Annotated in this window: 14 protein-coding genes; 6 read left to right on the top strand and 8 right to left on the bottom strand. The window is 35.2% G+C overall.

Annotation, left to right across the window (positions count from 1 at the left end; translation table 11 throughout):
• Positions 1 to 156 precede the first annotated feature (156 nt).
• The 4 genes from ACIQ2L_RS02505 to ACIQ2L_RS02490 form a co-directional block, all read right to left on the bottom strand.
• A complete protein-coding gene (locus tag ACIQ2L_RS02505) occupies positions 157 to 1,161 on the bottom strand; it encodes a VWA domain-containing protein (RefSeq protein ID WP_396156119.1) in 1,005 nt (334 codons plus the stop codon).
• Positions 1,161 to 2,789 (bottom strand): hypothetical protein, encoded by a 1,629-nt coding sequence (locus tag ACIQ2L_RS02500; protein ID WP_396156117.1) that lies wholly within the window; start codon positions 2,787 to 2,789, stop codon positions 1,161 to 1,163. Before ACIQ2L_RS02500 ends, ACIQ2L_RS02505 begins: the two co-directional genes overlap by 1 nt.
• Positions 2,790 to 2,894: 105 nt before the next feature.
• On the bottom strand, positions 2,895 to 3,761 hold the full coding sequence (locus tag ACIQ2L_RS02495; RefSeq protein WP_396156115.1) for a DUF58 domain-containing protein: 867 nt from the start codon (positions 3,759 to 3,761) through the stop codon (positions 2,895 to 2,897).
• Between the two features lie 84 nt (positions 3,762 to 3,845).
• Positions 3,846 to 4,850: an AAA family ATPase gene (locus ACIQ2L_RS02490; protein WP_396156113.1), complete on the bottom strand. Its 1,005-nt coding sequence runs from the start codon at positions 4,848 to 4,850 to the stop codon at positions 3,846 to 3,848.
• 249 nt (positions 4,851 to 5,099) lie between these two features.
• Between ACIQ2L_RS02490 and ACIQ2L_RS02485 the strand changes: the two genes are divergently transcribed.
• The 5 genes from ACIQ2L_RS02485 to ACIQ2L_RS02465 all read left to right on the top strand — a co-directional run bounded on the left by ACIQ2L_RS02485 (position 5,100) and on the right by ACIQ2L_RS02465 (position 9,081).
• Complete coding sequence (locus ACIQ2L_RS02485; RefSeq protein WP_396156111.1) at positions 5,100 to 5,966, top strand: aldo/keto reductase family oxidoreductase; 867 nt, start codon at positions 5,100 to 5,102, stop codon at positions 5,964 to 5,966.
• A 108-nt stretch (positions 5,967 to 6,074) separates the two neighbouring features.
• A complete protein-coding gene (locus ACIQ2L_RS02480; RefSeq protein ID WP_396156109.1) occupies positions 6,075 to 7,226 on the top strand; it encodes an ATP-binding protein in 1,152 nt (383 codons plus the stop codon).
• Complete coding sequence (locus tag ACIQ2L_RS02475; RefSeq protein WP_396156107.1) at positions 7,219 to 7,956, top strand: metallophosphoesterase family protein; 738 nt, start codon at positions 7,219 to 7,221, stop codon at positions 7,954 to 7,956. Before ACIQ2L_RS02480 ends, ACIQ2L_RS02475 begins: the two co-directional genes overlap by 8 nt.
• Positions 7,957 to 8,002: 46 nt before the next feature.
• Positions 8,003 to 8,497, top strand: a complete 495-nt coding sequence (locus ACIQ2L_RS02470; RefSeq protein WP_396156105.1) for a DUF6646 family protein — start codon at positions 8,003 to 8,005, stop codon at positions 8,495 to 8,497.
• A gap of 2 nt (positions 8,498 to 8,499) precedes the next feature.
• The gene (locus ACIQ2L_RS02465) at positions 8,500 to 9,081 is read left to right on the top strand and encodes a PhnA domain-containing protein (RefSeq protein ID WP_396156611.1); all 582 of its coding nucleotides are present in this window, start codon (positions 8,500 to 8,502) and stop codon (positions 9,079 to 9,081) included.
• An 81-nt stretch (positions 9,082 to 9,162) separates the two neighbouring features.
• Here ACIQ2L_RS02465 and ACIQ2L_RS02460 read toward each other — a convergent pair whose 3' ends face one another.
• The 4 genes from ACIQ2L_RS02460 to ACIQ2L_RS02445 all read right to left on the bottom strand — a co-directional run bounded on the left by ACIQ2L_RS02460 (position 9,163) and on the right by ACIQ2L_RS02445 (position 13,101).
• Positions 9,163 to 9,537, bottom strand: coding sequence for a carboxypeptidase-like regulatory domain-containing protein (locus tag ACIQ2L_RS02460; protein WP_396156103.1), 375 nt, complete (start codon positions 9,535 to 9,537; stop codon positions 9,163 to 9,165).
• Positions 9,538 to 9,633: 96 nt separating this feature from the next.
• Complete coding sequence (locus ACIQ2L_RS02455; protein WP_396156101.1) at positions 9,634 to 11,187, bottom strand: aldehyde dehydrogenase family protein; 1,554 nt, start codon at positions 11,185 to 11,187, stop codon at positions 9,634 to 9,636.
• Between the two features lie 212 nt (positions 11,188 to 11,399).
• The gene (locus ACIQ2L_RS02450; RefSeq protein WP_396156099.1) at positions 11,400 to 11,936 is read right to left on the bottom strand and encodes a 3-hydroxyanthranilate 3,4-dioxygenase; all 537 of its coding nucleotides are present in this window, start codon (positions 11,934 to 11,936) and stop codon (positions 11,400 to 11,402) included.
• Positions 11,937 to 11,991: 55 nt separating this feature from the next.
• The gene (locus ACIQ2L_RS02445) at positions 11,992 to 13,101 is read right to left on the bottom strand and encodes an endonuclease/exonuclease/phosphatase family protein (protein ID WP_396156098.1); all 1,110 of its coding nucleotides are present in this window, start codon (positions 13,099 to 13,101) and stop codon (positions 11,992 to 11,994) included.
• Between the two features lie 138 nt (positions 13,102 to 13,239).
• On the opposite strand from ACIQ2L_RS02445, the gene ACIQ2L_RS02440 reads away from it, so the two are divergent.
• A complete protein-coding gene (locus tag ACIQ2L_RS02440) occupies positions 13,240 to 16,068 on the top strand; it encodes a carboxypeptidase-like regulatory domain-containing protein (protein ID WP_396156096.1) in 2,829 nt (942 codons plus the stop codon).
• The last annotated feature ends 4 nt before the right edge of the window (positions 16,069 to 16,072 follow it).

Genomic DNA, 16,072 nt, shown 5'->3' with positions numbered 1-16,072 from the left:
TTTTTAAAATTCCAAATTCCAAATATTGTTCCTAAAATCCCTTACTTGGAATTTGGGATTTGTTTTTTTGAATTTTTTTATCATATTAAAAACACTAAAATCCAAAACTTGCCCTAAACCAGATAATTGGAATTTGGGATTTGTTTTTTGGAATTTTTATACCATACTTCTATAAATCGTATTTCTTAAACCAAATTCTATCAAAACTAATCCTAATGCAATCCAAACAAACAACCTGTATTTTTCTTCATAATCATAGAACTTTAACTCTTGAATTTCGGTTGTTTCCAGTTTATTGATTTCGTTGTATATCGATTCTAATTTATCGTTACTATTGGCTCGGTAATATTTACCGCCTGTATTTCGGGCAATGGCTTGAAGCAAATTAACATCTATTTCAACAGGCATCATTTTGAAAAGAAAACCACCGTTTGGCGCATAAGCATAAGGAAACATAGCGTTTCCATTGGTTCCAATTCCGATAGTGTATACTTTAATTCCGTATTCTTTTGCAATTTGCGAAGCGGTTTCGGGCTCAATAAATCCGGCATTATTTACACCATCCGTTAAAAGAATGATGACTTTACTTTTTGCTTTGCTGTCTTTTAACCGATTCACAGCGGTGGTCAATCCCATTCCTATTCCCGTTCCATCCTGAATAACATTGTCGTATTTTATTCCTCGTAATGCTTCTTGTACCACTGCTTTATCACTCGTAACGGGGGTTTTTGTATATGCCTCGGCAGCGTAAACCACAATTCCTATTCTATCATTTGGTCTTCCTTCCACAAAACGAGTGGCTACTTTTTTTAGGGCTTCCATTCGGTTAGGTTTTAAATCTTTGGCCAGCATACTTCCTGAAACGTCCATAGCCATCACTATATCTATTCCCTTGGTAGATTTGGTTTGGCTGCTAATATCAACTTTCCGGGGTCTTGCCAATGCGATGATTAACGAGCTTAAAGCTAATAATCGCAACACAAACAGGAATGGTTTTAATTTTGCAACTAATGATTTTTGTGCTTTAAAACCTTTTACAGAACTTATTTTCAATGTGGCCGATAGCTGTTTTCTTTTCCAAATATGCCATAAAATAGCTGCTGGAAGCAATAAAAACAACCAGAAAAATTCAGGATTTAAAAAACTCACTTCTTTTAGCATTATTGCGTTACTTTTAATTCAACCGAATTTAATATTCTTTCCCCAATTTGTTGCCCGTATTTGTCATCTTCTCGATGTAAAATCAAGATTTGTTGTAAGCCGTTATTTTGTCCAAAAAGTAATAATTCATAATACATTTTAGTCGATTTGCCTTTAATTTTATTGAGAACTGTCATTGTTCCGTATGCTTTTTTCCCTTTGATGCCTTGTTGCGTGTCAAAGTCTTCGGTTTTGACAATAATGTTTTGTGCGCCTTGACTTTCCAAAGATTTTAAAAATGCTTCGGCTGCTTTATCCAAGTCCAACTGAACTTGTTGCTTATAACTAAGTGTTGAAACACCGATATTGAAATCTTCTAAAATACTTCCATATTCAAAAAGTTGCATGTCTTTGATTAGAGCGGCTGCATCTTTTGGAAGTGTTTTGGAAGCATCCATTCGTTTCAACACTTTCGGAGTTTCTATTTTTATAGCCGGATTACCATATTCGCTATAAATCCATTCCCCTTCAACTAAATCTTTTGTTGGGTGACCAAGGAAATTATCTTTCACATAATCAAATCCTTTGAAATAAATTAAGCTCAAAACAAAAAGCATCAACATTCCAAGAACAATTCCAATAGTGGTGATAATTCTAACGCGTTTTTGTTTTTTCAATTTTTGCAAACGTGCTAGTTCTTTTTGTTGTTCGTTCCAAAGTGCCAATTCATCATTATCTTCCACAACTTCAGGAATTGATTTATGAATGGTTACTATAGAACTGGAGATGCGTTTTTTGTCTTCTTCAATTTCAAAATCAAGCGGTTTTACTTTGGCAAATTTTACCAAATCGGCTTGTTTTAAAACCTTTTCTAAATTCTCTACTGTTTCGTTAGATAGCTTTAATTTCTTTTGTTTAGCCGCTTTTCGTAATGCTTCAATCAGCTCCGAAGTGGTACTTTCCATAGCCGGAATGTGTATTTCTTCTTCTATGTAATTTCGGGCAATATCGGTTAATTCCGAATAGTAATTTTTGATTTCGCCTTTTTGCCAAAGTTCTTTTTTTTCTAATTGTTGCAATAAAGAGGTTGCTTTTTCAATTGGCGATTTAAAAATAATTGCTTCAACTTTGGGTTCGCTTTGTCTTTTTTTGATGTATTTGTAAACGAAATAACCAATTACGCCAATTGCTAACAAAATCAATAGATAAATCCACCATGAACCTAACGGACTTTCTACTTTAGCAATGTCTTTGATGTCGAACATTTTTTGTTTCAGTGTATCGACTTTTACGTCATTTACTTCCACTTTGATGCTATCAGAAAAAGAGGGTTTACCATTAATCAAAACAGGAATTCTTGGAATGGTATATTTTCCACTGTCAAATTGGGTTAAGCCATATTTTTTTATCAGTTCGTAGCGAGCACCGTTTTTAACAGTATCTATTTTATAGGACTGAATTACTTCCAAAGCACCAAAAAATTTGGCATTTGGAAATTTTACTTTCGACAATGTATCGACATTCGTTTTCAAGGTAAGCTTGAATTCGGCACCGATTTTTTTCTTGGTAGAATCAATAGAAGTCGTTACTTTTTGGGCAAAAAGCGAAGTTGAAATTAGAAGAAATAATATGTATAATTTAATTTTCATTTTATTGTTATTTAACCACTAAGTTCGCTAGGTCAGCACTATGCGCACGAAGGAAAATCTTTGTGACCATTGCGCCTTCATCGTGTTCTTTGTGGTAAAACATTTTTATCTCGATTTAAAATAACTCAACAATTTTGTTACATAACTTTCGTCCACTCGCGTATTCACAGTTCCCGAACCGCATTTTGAAAAGATGTCTTTAAAGTAATTTACTTTGTCGTGATATTCTTTTTCGTAGCTCAATCGCGCTTTTTTAGAACTCGTATTGACCACCAAAATTTCTCCAGTTTCGGCATCTTCCATTTCCACCATGCCGATGTTTGGCATTTTTTCTTCTCGAATGTCATACACTCGAATTCCTGTTAAATCATGTTTTTTGGAAGCAATTTTCAGTGTTTTTTCATAATCATCATCGACCATAAAATCCGAAATCACAAATACAATCGCTTTCTTTTTTTGCGTTCCCGATAAAAACTTTAACGCCTGAGATAAATCTGTTTTTTTGCTTTTGGGCTGAAATTCTATTAGTTCACGGATGATACGCAATACATGTGATTTTCCCTTTTTTGGCGGAATGTATAACTCGATTTGGTCGGAGAATAATACCAATCCGATTTTATCATTATTTTGTGTTGCCGAAAACGCCATGGTTGCAGCAATTTCGGTTACAATTTCACTTTTCAATTGGTTTTTGGTGCCAAAACTTTCTGAACCGGATATATCCACCATTAACATCATGGTCAATTCGCGTTCTTCTTCAAAAACTTTTACATGCGCTTCATTGTATCGCGCCGTAACATTCCAATCAATAGTGCGAATATCATCTCCATATTGGTATTGACGCACTTCGGAAAAAGTCATTCCACGTCCTTTAAACGACGTATGGTATTCACCCGAGAAGATGTGATCGCTCAATCTTCGGGTTTTGATTTCTATTTTACGTACTTTTTTGAGTAAGTCTTTGGTTTCCATTTTCCCATCCTAACCTTCCCAAAGGGAAGGAAATGTTATTAAAATAAGGTTATTAAAAGTCCTCCTTTGGAGGATTTAGGAGGATTAAGGCACTTCGATTTCATTCACAATTTTATTGATGATGTCAACCGAAGTGATGTTTTCGGCTTCGGCTTCATAAGTAACTCCAATTCTGTGACGCAATACATCGTGAACTACGGCACGAACATCTTCCGGAATTACATAACCACGACGTTTGATGAAGGCATAACATTTGGCCGCACTAGCTAAATTGATACTTCCACGAGGAGAAGCACCAAACCCAATTAGCGGTTTCAAACTTTCTAATTTATATTTTTCAGGATAACGTGTGGCAAATACAATATCTAAGATGTATTTTTCAATTTTTTCGTCCATATACACTTCACGAACCGCTTCTTGTGCGCGCAATATCTGCTCTACAGAAACAACTTGGTTTACTTTTTCATTTGCCCCTTTCAAATTTTGACGAATTACCATACGTTCTTCATCCATTTTTGGATAGTCAATCACTGTTTTTAGCATAAAACGATCTACTTGAGCTTCGGGCAACGAATAGGTTCCTTCTTGCTCAATTGGGTTTTGAGTCGCTAAAACCAAAAACGGTCTTTCCAATTTGAAAGTAGTGTCACCAATGGTAACTTGTTTCTCTTGCATAGCCTCTAAAAGCGCCGATTGTACTTTGGCTGGCGCACGATTAATTTCATCGGCTAGAACGAAATTGGCAAAAATGGGTCCTTTTTTTATCGAAAATTCATTGGCTTTAATGTTGTAAATCATGGTTCCTACAACATCGGCTGGCAATAAATCGGGTGTAAACTGAATACGGCTAAAACTTCCATGAACCGCTTGTGAAAGTGTATTGATAGCCAAAGTTTTTGCCAAACCAGGAACTCCCTCTAAAAGAATATGTCCTTGACCCAAAAGACCAATTAACAATCGTTCTACCATGTGCTTCTGACCAACAATAACCTTATTCATTTCCATAGTCAATAAATCAATAAAAGCGCTTTCTCTTTCAATTTTTTCATTGATTGCTCTTATGTCTATAGCAGTACTATTCTCTTCCATAATTTTATTTTTTCGATGTACAATTAAGTTCAAAATTTTAACATTTCAAAAATCAAAATTTAATCCCTTATGAGATGTTAATAATCCGTTAAAACTTTATAAAACATCCCAATTTTAAGGATGATTTATGATTTTCTTTTTATAATTTTAAAACCTATTAGGGTTTTGAATTTTTTTTGCAAAAAAACCTATTTCTTTTAAAAACCCAAAAACCCAAATATTATTAATACAACTCTAAAAAATAACGAAATGCAAACTAAACTTTCGCCTATAATTGCCGGTACCATGAATTGGGGAATATGGGATAAAAAATTGAATACAATCGAAATGGCTCACATTATCAAAGTTTGTGCTGAAAATAAAATAACCACTTTTGACCATGCGGATATTTATGGGAATTATACCACCGAAGCCGATTTTGGGAAAGCATTTAAGCAAAGTTTGGTTGATCGAAATACTATTCAATTGGTTTCAAAATGCGGTATCCAACATGTGAATGGTAGAGCTAACAAGATTAAACATTATGATTATTCAAAAGCGTATATCATTTGGTCAGTAGAAAACTCACTTAAAAATCTGCAAACGGATTATTTGGATGTTTTATTGCTGCACCGTCCGAGCCCATTAATGGTGGCAGATGAAATTGCGGAAGCGGTTGCTCAATTAAAAAAAGAAGGTAAAATTATTGATTTTGGAGTGTCAAACTTTACTTCCTTGCAAACAGAATTATTGCGCCAAAAAACAGAAATTAACTATAACCAAATTCAGTTTTCGGCAACCCATTTTGAAGCCATGTTGGACGGAAGTTTAGATTATATGCAATTGCACAACATTCGTCCCATGTCATGGAATCCTCTTGGAACCGTTTTTAGAGAAGACATTGAGCAAACCAGACGCTTAAAAAAAGTGTTGGTGCAATTGGTAGAAAAATACCATTTAGGTTCTGACACTATTTTATTAGCTTGGATTTTAAAACATCCAGCTGGGATTATTCCTGTTGCCGGCACCGTAAATATTGCTCGAATTCAGGCCTTAATGAAAGCTGTTGAATTGGATTTAGAACAAGAAGATTGGTTTGCCATTTGGACGGAGAGTATGGGAAATAAAGTACCCTAAAAATAGTATTCAGTGTTCAGCAATTAGTTAGCAGTAACTGAACACTAAACCCGAGGCGCAGCCGAATTTATGGAGCGTAGCGCAATAAAACTGACTACTGATCACTATATGATAAACAAACGCCTTTTGATTAAAAACCTTTTAGCTCACAATGATGAGTGTAGTTTTTATGACAAGAAGCGACAGTTAAATTTGCATACTAAAGAAGGGAAAGCCAAGTTTTTAAAACATATTTGTGCTTTGTCAAATTCTAATCCTTCAAATAATTCTTATATCGTTGTGGGTGTTGAAGATCATGATAACGAAATTGTAGGCGATGATTTTTTTGACGATAGCCGAATTCAGAATTTAGTGAATGCCTATTTGGAAAACCCACCTAAAATTCAATATGAGAATGTGCCATTCCCCAATTTGCCCAAAGATAGGGTTGTTGGTCTAGTATCGATTAAGCCAAAACACAAAACGTCAAGCTTCAAGAAGAACATTCATACCATTTTAGCAAATTCCGTTTTTGTTAGAGTAGGAAGTAATTCAATGCCAACACAAGATAAAATACCCTATTCGAAACAGAATATTGAAACGGTAATCAGCATTGAAAACAGTTCAAGAAACAGCATTGCCTATACGCTTGACGGCGTTTTAGATTTTACAAATAATCGCCATAAAGACATGCCTTCAAAGTATAAAGTTTTTAAAGAATTGTTTGTCATTTGTTGGGCAGGAAATCCCAAAAAAATTAGAGACACTACCTACCTTTCACGAGTAGACATTGAACTAATTAACGAACAAGTAAAACTATTTTACTCTGCGCTAGATGTGGTTTCTATTGAATATGATGAGAAAAGTTTCACCATTACGGAACATGTTCCTTTGGGTTTAAACGACAAAACGAGTTACTATCCATTAGAACAGCAGAAGATTTCTTTTTTTGATAATGGTTATTACAAAATAGAAAATCAAATGCTTTTTGAACCACCATCATTTAATAAAAAAATGCTACATCACATTTATAATTCGAATCTTGCATTGCTAGATAAGTTAAATAAAGAGGTTTCGATTTCTGAAAGAGAAGTTAAGGATTTAGAGAATCTTCCTTCTACTCTGATGATTTGTTATTTGAATGGGTTTGAGGAAGCCAAACACAAATTAATTGAAGCCAAACCGCTTTTAAAAGCTCAAAAAAACACCACAGTTTATCTTAGTTTTAAGGAAGCGATGCGAATTTTAAGGAAAATGAAATACAATAAAAATAATGAATAGAACATTAGTCATTGGCGACATTCACGGCGGATTACGCGCTTTACATCAAATCATGGATAGAGCCAAAGTAAGAACAGATGATACATTGATTTTTCTTGGGGATTATGTAGATGGATGGAGTCAATCGCCTGAAGTAATCGATTTTCTAATCGATTATAGTAAAAAACAAAACTGTATTTTTATTCGCGGCAATCACGATGAGCTACTTTTTTATTGGTTGTCTTCTAATAATGAAAACATTGATGAAAGTATGTGGTTTAAACATGGAGGCGAAGCAACTGTTCTTGCTTATGATACTGTTTCCGAAACAAAAAAGAAACGACATATCGAATTTCTACTATCGTTGCAAGATTATTACCTAGATGAACAAAACCGATTATTTATTCATGCCGGATTTACCAATATGAATGGAATTAAATACGAATATTTTCCGAGACTATTTTATTGGGACAGAACGCTTTGGGAAACTGCGTTGGCTTTAGATGCTGCTATTTCTAAAGAAAGTTTTTTGTATCCTAAACGATTGAAATTATATAAAGAAATTTACATTGGTCACACTCCAGTTACCAAAATGGAACAAACCATTCCAATTCAAAAAGCATGCGTATGGAATATTGATACTGGCGCAGCTTTTAATGGACCATTAACAATACTGGATGTTGACACTAAAGAATTTTGGCAAAGCGAGCCATTAAATGAGTTGTATTTTAATGAAAAAGGAAGAAATTAAAAATATTACTTACTTTTGTGAAGAACAAATTAAAATTTAAATTAAAATGAAAAAAACAATTACGTTAGTAGCTATTATTATGGTAAGTTTGGTTAATGCGCAAGCTTTCAAAGGAAAAGGCGACATTAAAGCACAAGTAGGAGTAAATATGCAAGATGGCGGAACAGGAATTAATTTTTCTGCCGATTTTGGTTTGGGGGAAAACATGTCATACGGATTTGTTGCATCCTACATGCTTTCTGTAAAAGAGCCAGATGGAACGAGTGCTAAATTTGGAGACAGAGCAGATGCAAAAGTTCGGTTTAACGCCAACTTGGGTAGTGTTTTTAAATTGGACAAAGCCATGGATATTTATCCAGGATTGAATTTGGGGTTAAGAAATTTTGGGGCACATTTGGGCGTTAGGTATTTCTTTTCAGAAGGATTTGGTGTATACACTGAAGCAGGAATTCCAATAGCAAGATACGACAGAAACATTCAAGGATTTGACGAATATAACAATCAATTTGTGTTTCAAATAGGCGCTTCTTTCAACCTTTAATGATGAGTGTCATTGACCAAAAACTAAGCGAAAGAAGCGGTTCTATATGTGAATTGTGTGGCTCGACACACGATTTAAGAATACATCTAACAAAAGAAGAATCCATATCGGTAGACAATTCTGTCTTGGTTTGTTCAATTTGCAAAAACCAAATAGAAAATACGACACCAACAGATCCCAATCATTGGAGATGTCTTAGTGATAGTATGTGGAATGAAAATAAACCTGTACAAGTTGTAGCTTGGCGAATGCTTAACCGATTACGTGCAGAAGGTTGGCCACAAGATTTGTTGGACATGATGTATCTTGACGAAGAAACCTTAGTTTGGGCAGGTGCCACTGGCGAAGGAGAAGATGAAGAGGGGAAAATTGTGCATAAAGATGGCAACGGAAACGTTCTGAAAGATGGAGATTCGGTGGTATTAATTAAAGATTTGGATGTAAAAGGAGCGAATTTCACAGCAAAACGAGGTGCCGCTGTTCACAACATCAAATTAGTTTGGGACAATGTAAACCAAATAGAAGGAAGAGTCGAAGGACAACATATTGTTATATTGACGCAGTATGTGAAAAAGACAAAGTAAAATATTTAAACATTGTCATTTAGACGAAGTGCAAAAAAAAGCGTCCCGAATTTTTCGGGACGCTTTTTTTATAAGTAAAAATTAATTAGAAACTAAAGGAATATGAATTAGCTCGGTAATTACATGACATTGATCAGCGTCTACGGTTATAGGTGCTGAAGTATACGTTTGATAACCTTCTTTAGAAACTGTTAAAATATAAGTTCCCGGTCTTTCCCACGCGCCAAAAAACATTCGGTCAGCACTATCAATAACGCTTAAGGTTTCCGAATAATCTCCATCATTGGCGGTTACAGTAACTCCTTCAGAAACTATAGAGCTATAAGAACCTAAACTAACAGTAACAGCTAAACCAGCTTTTACTTCTTGTGTACAAACAATTTGATTGTCATCACTATCACAAGTAGTAGCCATTAATAGAGGTGTCAACATAAAAAGTAAAATAAATTTTTTCATAAATAATTAGTTTTGTTTTTCTTTTGATGATTTATATTAAAAAAGGTTGCGCTAAACCTGAAAATGCTAAGTTTGTAAAATGATAATCTGCTAATATTACAAATCAAATTTTATTCCCTGTGCCAATGGCAAACTGGTCGTATAATTGATGGTATTGGTTTGTCTTCTCATATAAACTTTCCACGAATCAGAACCTGATTCCCGACCTCCACCGGTTTCTTTTTCGCCACCAAAAGCACCGCCAATTTCGGCACCAGAAGTTCCAATATTTACGTTGGCAATGCCACAATCGGAACCAGCAACAGATAAAAACGCTTCAGCTTCCCGAAGATTATTTGTCATGATAGCTGATGATAACCCTTGAGCTACTCCATTTTGAATGGCAATAGCATCATGCACATCGCCCGAATATTTTAGTAAGTATAAAACAGGTGCAAAGGTTTCGTGTTGCACGATTTCAAATGAATTATCTGCTTCAGCAATTGCTGGTTTTACATAGCAACCACTTTCGTAACCTGCACCAGTAAGAACGCCACCTTCAACTAGTATTTTCCCGCCTTCGGCAACCACTTTTGATAAGGCATTGTTATACATTTCAACGGCATGTTTATCGATAAGTGGACCAACATGATTATTTTGGTCTAATGGATTTCCGATGCGTAATTGACCATAAGCGCTAACGATTGCATCACGAACTTTATCATAAATAATTTCGTGAATGATCAATCTACGCGTTGAGGTACAACGTTGTCCTGCGGTTCCAACGGCTCCAAAGACAGCTCCGATAACGGTCATTTTAATATCAGCATCAGGAGTTACAATGATAGCATTGTTGCCGCCTAGCTCTAATAAAGAGTTTCCTAAACGTGCCGCACAAGCTTGTGCTACAATTTTACCCATACGAGTTGAGCCAGTAGCCGAAACTAAAGGAATTCTTTTGTCGTGCGTCATTAATTCGCCCACTTTATAATCGCCGTTGATTAAACACGAAATGCCTTCGGGAAGATTGTTTTCTTTCAATACTTCGGCAATAATGTTTTGACAAGCGATGCCGCATAAAGGTGTTTTTTCGGATGGCTTCCAAACGCAAACATCACCACAAATCCAAGCTAGAGCAGTATTCCAAGCCCAAACTGCCACTGGAAAATTGAAGGCCGAGATAATTCCAACAATTCCAAGCGGATGATACTGTTCGTACATACGGTGTCCTGGGCGTTCTGAATGCATCGTTAATCCGTGTAATTGGCGCGAAAGGCCAACGGCAAAATCGCAGATATCAATCATTTCCTGAACTTCGCCATAACCTTCTTGCAATGATTTTCCCATTTCATAAGAAACCAGTTTTCCGAGAGGTTCTTTTTTCTCCCGCAATTTTTGTCCAAACTGACGCACAATTTCACCGCGTTGTGGTGCTGGCATCAATCGGAATGTTTTAAAAGCTTCGGTGGCTGATTGCATTACTTTTTCATAATCGGCGGCAGTTGATGCTTTTACTTTGCCGATTAATTGTCCATCTACCGGAGAGTGTGATTCGAAAACATCTCCGTTCGAAAACCAAACGTTTCCGGTTGAAGTACCTTCGTTAATAGCATTTACTCCAAGAATTTGAAGAGCTTCGGTCATGCCGAATTGTTGCGCAATTGTTGACATTGTATCGTGAGTTTATTTGTTTGTAAAAATTATGACTGCAAAAGTAAATGATTATTTTGAATTTAGCCCAGATGGAAACGGCATCCTTTTTATCTCGTTCTTAAAACGAGATAAAAAGATATAGTGGACAGCTGGAATGGCTCCTCACAAAAGTCTCAGTCTCAGTTTACAGTCTTAGCAATAACTGAAAACTGTGACTGCGACTGTGAACTTTATTTTACTGTAAATCTTGGGTCACTTTCCATTATGGTTCCGCATTTATTACACGTTCGCAAATCCTTCGAATCATAGAAATGTTCAAAATGACGCATAAAATCTTTTTCGATGTCGGTAAGCGGAAAATAAACTTCATAGAGTTTGTTATTGCAATTGTCGCAGAACCAAAGTAGCCCGTCTTTAGCATTAGAACTTACGCGCTTTCTTTCGATAACCAAACCTATTGAACCGCTACTCCTATTGGGAGAATGTGGAGTTTTTGCCGGATGCAAGTACATGTCGCCAGCCGAGAGTTTCATGGCTTTTCGCTCACCATTATCTTGAACATAGACGGTAATGTCGCCTTCAAGTTGGTAGAATAACTCTTCCGTTTCGTTGTAATGATAATCTTTTCGGGCATTAGGACCAGCCACAATCATTACGATGTAATCCTCGGAATCAACATATATGTTTTTGTTGCCAACGGGCGGTTTTAGCAAGTGACGATTTTCGTCTATCCATTTGTTTAGATTGAATGGTTTTGGAATGGCCATAGTTTTTTTTGTTAAAGTTACAAAATAAAAAATCCCGACAAATCGGGACTTTTACTTATTTACTTTCTTTAATTAGATAAATATAAACTGGAAAGTGGTCACTATAGCCTATTTCATTAGCACCATGCCTTAAGGGATATCCTTTATATTGCCCAACGGTTGTAATCATATAGGGTTTGTTATAAATTCCCGATTTCCAATACCGAAAAGAGGAAGTGTCTTTTCGGATAAACGCTTCAGAGACCATTATTTGGTCAAAAATATCTCCAGCATCGCGATAGAACAGCGTTGCATTACCTTTGTAGAACATTTCTTCAAAGGGATTATAAATCCCAAATTCTTTTACCTCTTCTTTTTTTCTTTTAGCACCAATACCTTCTTTTACACTCTTATTATAAGAGCCATCATTTAAATCGCCCATGGTCATTATTTTTGCATTGGGATTGATTTTAAAGATAGAGTCCATTATTTTTCGGTTTAATCTACCTGCTGCTTCACGGAAAGGAGAACTTTTTTTCTCGCCGCCAGAACGTGAAGGCCAGTGATTAACTATAATATTAATTTCTTCACCATCAAGAAATCCGGTCACTAAAAGTTGGTCACGCGTATAGACTCGATCTAAGTTTTTATCAATTTCTGATTTGTCATCTGAGGCATCGTCTTTATCATTTTTTTCTTTTGCAGAAGCATTCAATTGATTTTTATAAATTAATAAAGGAATATTTTTGTAACTTGTAGGTTTGAAGTGCTTTTTTTGATACAATAAGGCTACATCTATTCCTCTTTTATCTGGGGAATCGAAGTGAACGATTCCGTAATCTTTGTTAATTAACAAAGGTTCTTTAACTAGGTCTTCAAGAACAACTCGATTTTCAATTTCGCAACCACCAATTAATGTTGGCCCATTATTCGGGTTGTCGGTAGTTCCAATTTCAGACAATACTTTAGCTAAATTGTGTAGTTTTTGTTTGTATTTAGGAGAAGTCCAGTTTTGAGCGCCATTTGGAAGCCATTCCTCATCATTATTAGCACCATTAATGGTATCGAATAGATTTTCTAAGTTATAGAAGGCAACAGTATGCACAATGTATTTTTTTGCCTGTGCATTTGCGCCAAAAATTGCGAATAAAACAACAAAAAGAGGAATTAGATTTTTAATTCTCATAATATCAATATTAATTTAATGTCAAGTTTTTTTACAAACCGCGAGCCAAAAGTAGATAATATTATTAAAAGATGTACATTTGCCCGCTTTAAGTTTTTATTAAGACTTAAATAGAAAAAAAATTAATTAATTTTATTTATGAAAAAACTTGTTATTAGTACATTATTCGTAATGCAAGTACTTTTTTGTTTTGCACAAACTACAACTGGGGTTACCGGAAAAGTGGTAGATTCTAAAACTCAAAAGCCATTACAGAACGTTGTTGCGTCTATTCAAAACACTACTATAACTGCTCTAACAGATGCTATGGGTGTTTTTACTTTTAAAGAGGTTCCTAAAGGGAGTCAATTACTTCAAATTAAAAGCGCAGGGTATAAGGACCAATTGTTGGCAGTAGATGTTGAAGAGGGAAAAGTTTTAGATTTAGGAATTGTAGTTCTTGAAGAAGACATTACTTCTGAGCAACAATTAAGTTTGATCACCATTACCGAAAATGATTTAGGTGACGATAACAGTGGTTCTGAAAGTACTTCGGGATTATTACAAGCATCAAGGGATGCATTCCAACAAGCTGCCGCATTCAATTGGGGACAAGCGCGTTTTAGAATAAGAGGTTTGGATAATGAATACGGAACTACCATGATTAATGGAGTTACGATGAACAAAATATATGATGGAAGACCGCAATGGGCCAATTGGGGCGGGTTAAATGATGCTACAAGAAACCAAGAGTTTACTATGGGTTCTGCGCCTTCAGACTATACTTTTGGTGGAATTCTGGGCACACAAGAAATAAATACAAGGGCTTCGATATATAGAAAAGGATCTAGAATTTCGTTTTCGAGTACAAATACTAATTACAGTTGGAGAACAATGGCTACGCATGCATCAGGAATGAACACAAGCGGATGGGCTTATGTTGTTTCAGCTTCTGGGCGTTGGGCTAACGAAGGATATTTTGAAGGAACAGATTATGATGCTAAAGCATTATTTGCCAGTGTTGAAAAGAAATTTAATGATCATCATTCTATAAACTTTACTTCAATTTATTCTGAGAATAGTCGTGGTAAGAGCTCGCCAAACTCTGAAGAAGTAAGAAGACTTGCTGGGAATAGATATAATTCTTACTGGGGTTGGCAAGATGGAAAGAAAAGAAATTCAAGAGATAAAGAAGTTAACGAACCAATATTAATGTTGTCACATTATTGGAAAATATCGGATAAAACGAATTTGAACACCAACGCTTCTTATCAGTTTGGTAAGATTGGAAATAGTCGAATTGAAAATCAAGGAGCAGAAAATCCAGATCCAATATATTACAGAAACTTACCAAGTTATTACACATCTGCCTATAATCCTGATGATTATACCGATTTCCAAGGAGATGATCCTATAAATGTTGCCAATGGTCAATTAGCAGCGACAAATTTTTTGGCAAACAGACAAATAAACTGGGATGCTTTATACGAAACCAACAAAGCGAACGCAAGAGTTGGATTGGGAAGTGCTTACGTATTATATGAAGACAGAACCGACGATAAGGTATGGACTGCCAATTCAATTTTAAGTTCACAACTAGCGGATAATATCAACATGAATGCTGGTGTAACATTTAGAAAATTAAAATCTCATAATTTTGCAAATCTTTTGGATTTACTTGGTGGGGATTACTATCAAGATTATGACAATTTTCAAGCGGGAGATGAGCAGGTTTCTGATTTGAACAACCCTTACAGAAACATTCGACTTGATGATGGTAGCGATACGAAATTTAGTTATAATTATAATTTATTAGCGAATACAGTTGATGCTTTTACACAATTTAAATTTACCTATAAAAAAATTGATTTTTATTTAGCTCAATCCTATACAAGAACTCAATATCAACGAGAGGGTTTATACAGAAATGGATTGTATCCAACAAATTCATTTGGTAAAAGCGATAAATATATTTATGAGAACTTTGGTTTTAAAGGCGGTTTAACGTATAAAATAACGGGAAAACAATTTTTTAATTTTAATGCTTTATATATGACTAAAGCTCCAGCTTTAAGAAATGTATTCCCTAACGGACGTCTTAATGACAACACACCAGAAGGACTTGGGCCAGAAAATGTAACAAGCGGAGATGTAAGTTACATCATTAAAGCACCTAAATTTAAAACGAGATTAACTGCCTATTATACCAATATTAAAAATGCAACAGAAACTTCGTTTTTCTTTGGAGAAGGTATATTTGATGATAATAATGATGATGGAGGAGATGCTTTTGTGGCAGAAACCGTTACTAATATAGAAAAACAAAATATTGGTTTTGAACTGGGTATGGAATATCAAGTAACTTCAACAATTAAGTTGCTACTTTCTGGAGCCTATGGAGAGAATACTTATAATAACAATCCGACCGTTTCTTTAAATAATGATGATTTAGCCAGCCCAACTAATACTAATCCTACTATTAATTTTGGTGAGGCAAAATTAAAAGGATATCGTTTATCCGGTGGTCCACAAACTGCTGCGTCTTTTGGAATGGAATATAGAGATCCAAAATTCTGGTGGGTTGGTGCGAATGCAAACTATCTTGCCAATAACTTTTTAGATATATCCTCTTTATTAAGAACAGATAACTTCTTCAAAAACCCACAAGATTCAGAAGGATTGTCTTTTCCTGAGGCTACGCAAGAAAGAGCAAGAGAATTATTAAGACAAGAAAAGTTCGATAATTTCATGTTGTTAAATTTAACTGGCGGGAAATCATGGAAAGTTGGAAATCAAACATTCGGTTTCTTTGCTACTGTGAATAATGTTTTAGATACTTTTTACAAAACAGGCGGTTTTGAACAAACAAGAAATGCTAACTTTAGAGAGGTTAATCAAGATGTGTCAAGTGGCACTCCAGCTTTTGCTCCAAGATATTTTTATGGTTACGGCAGAACATATTTTGTAAATTTGTACATTAATTTTTAAAAAA

It is taken from the genome of Flavobacterium sp. (assembly GCF_044369455.1).
GTDB lineage: Bacteria > Bacteroidota > Bacteroidia > Flavobacteriales > Flavobacteriaceae > Flavobacterium.
Note: the sequence above shows the minus strand (reverse complement) of the source record. Positions and strands in the feature narration are given on the sequence as shown.

What these genes read in the sequence shown, in the direction of transcription:
- ACIQ2L_RS02485 (WP_396156111.1), top strand. Translation starts at nt 5,100, where the DNA reads ATGCAAACTAAACTTTCGCCTATAATTGCCGGTACCATGAATTGGGGA.
- ACIQ2L_RS02500 (WP_396156117.1), bottom strand. Translation starts at nt 2,789, where the DNA reads ATGAAAATTAAATTATACATATTATTTCTTCTAATTTCAACTTCGCTT.
- ACIQ2L_RS02440 (WP_396156096.1), top strand. Translation starts at nt 13,240, where the DNA reads ATGAAAAAACTTGTTATTAGTACATTATTCGTAATGCAAGTACTTTTT.
- ACIQ2L_RS02465 (WP_396156611.1), top strand. Translation starts at nt 8,500, where the DNA reads ATGAGTGTCATTGACCAAAAACTAAGCGAAAGAAGCGGTTCTATATGT.
- ACIQ2L_RS02445 (WP_396156098.1), bottom strand. Translation starts at nt 13,101, where the DNA reads ATGAGAATTAAAAATCTAATTCCTCTTTTTGTTGTTTTATTCGCAATT.
- ACIQ2L_RS02475 (WP_396156107.1), top strand. Translation starts at nt 7,219, where the DNA reads ATGAATAGAACATTAGTCATTGGCGACATTCACGGCGGATTACGCGCT.
- ACIQ2L_RS02460 (WP_396156103.1), bottom strand. Translation starts at nt 9,537, where the DNA reads ATGAAAAAATTTATTTTACTTTTTATGTTGACACCTCTATTAATGGCT.
- ACIQ2L_RS02455 (WP_396156101.1), bottom strand. Translation starts at nt 11,187, where the DNA reads ATGTCAACAATTGCGCAACAATTCGGCATGACCGAAGCTCTTCAAATT.
- ACIQ2L_RS02495 (WP_396156115.1), bottom strand. Translation starts at nt 3,761, where the DNA reads ATGGAAACCAAAGACTTACTCAAAAAAGTACGTAAAATAGAAATCAAA.
- ACIQ2L_RS02470 (WP_396156105.1), top strand. Translation starts at nt 8,003, where the DNA reads ATGAAAAAAACAATTACGTTAGTAGCTATTATTATGGTAAGTTTGGTT.
- ACIQ2L_RS02505 (WP_396156119.1), bottom strand. Translation starts at nt 1,161, where the DNA reads ATGCTAAAAGAAGTGAGTTTTTTAAATCCTGAATTTTTCTGGTTGTTT.
- ACIQ2L_RS02450 (WP_396156099.1), bottom strand. Translation starts at nt 11,936, where the DNA reads ATGGCCATTCCAAAACCATTCAATCTAAACAAATGGATAGACGAAAAT.
- ACIQ2L_RS02480 (WP_396156109.1), top strand. Translation starts at nt 6,075, where the DNA reads ATGATAAACAAACGCCTTTTGATTAAAAACCTTTTAGCTCACAATGAT.
- ACIQ2L_RS02490 (WP_396156113.1), bottom strand. Translation starts at nt 4,850, where the DNA reads ATGGAAGAGAATAGTACTGCTATAGACATAAGAGCAATCAATGAAAAA.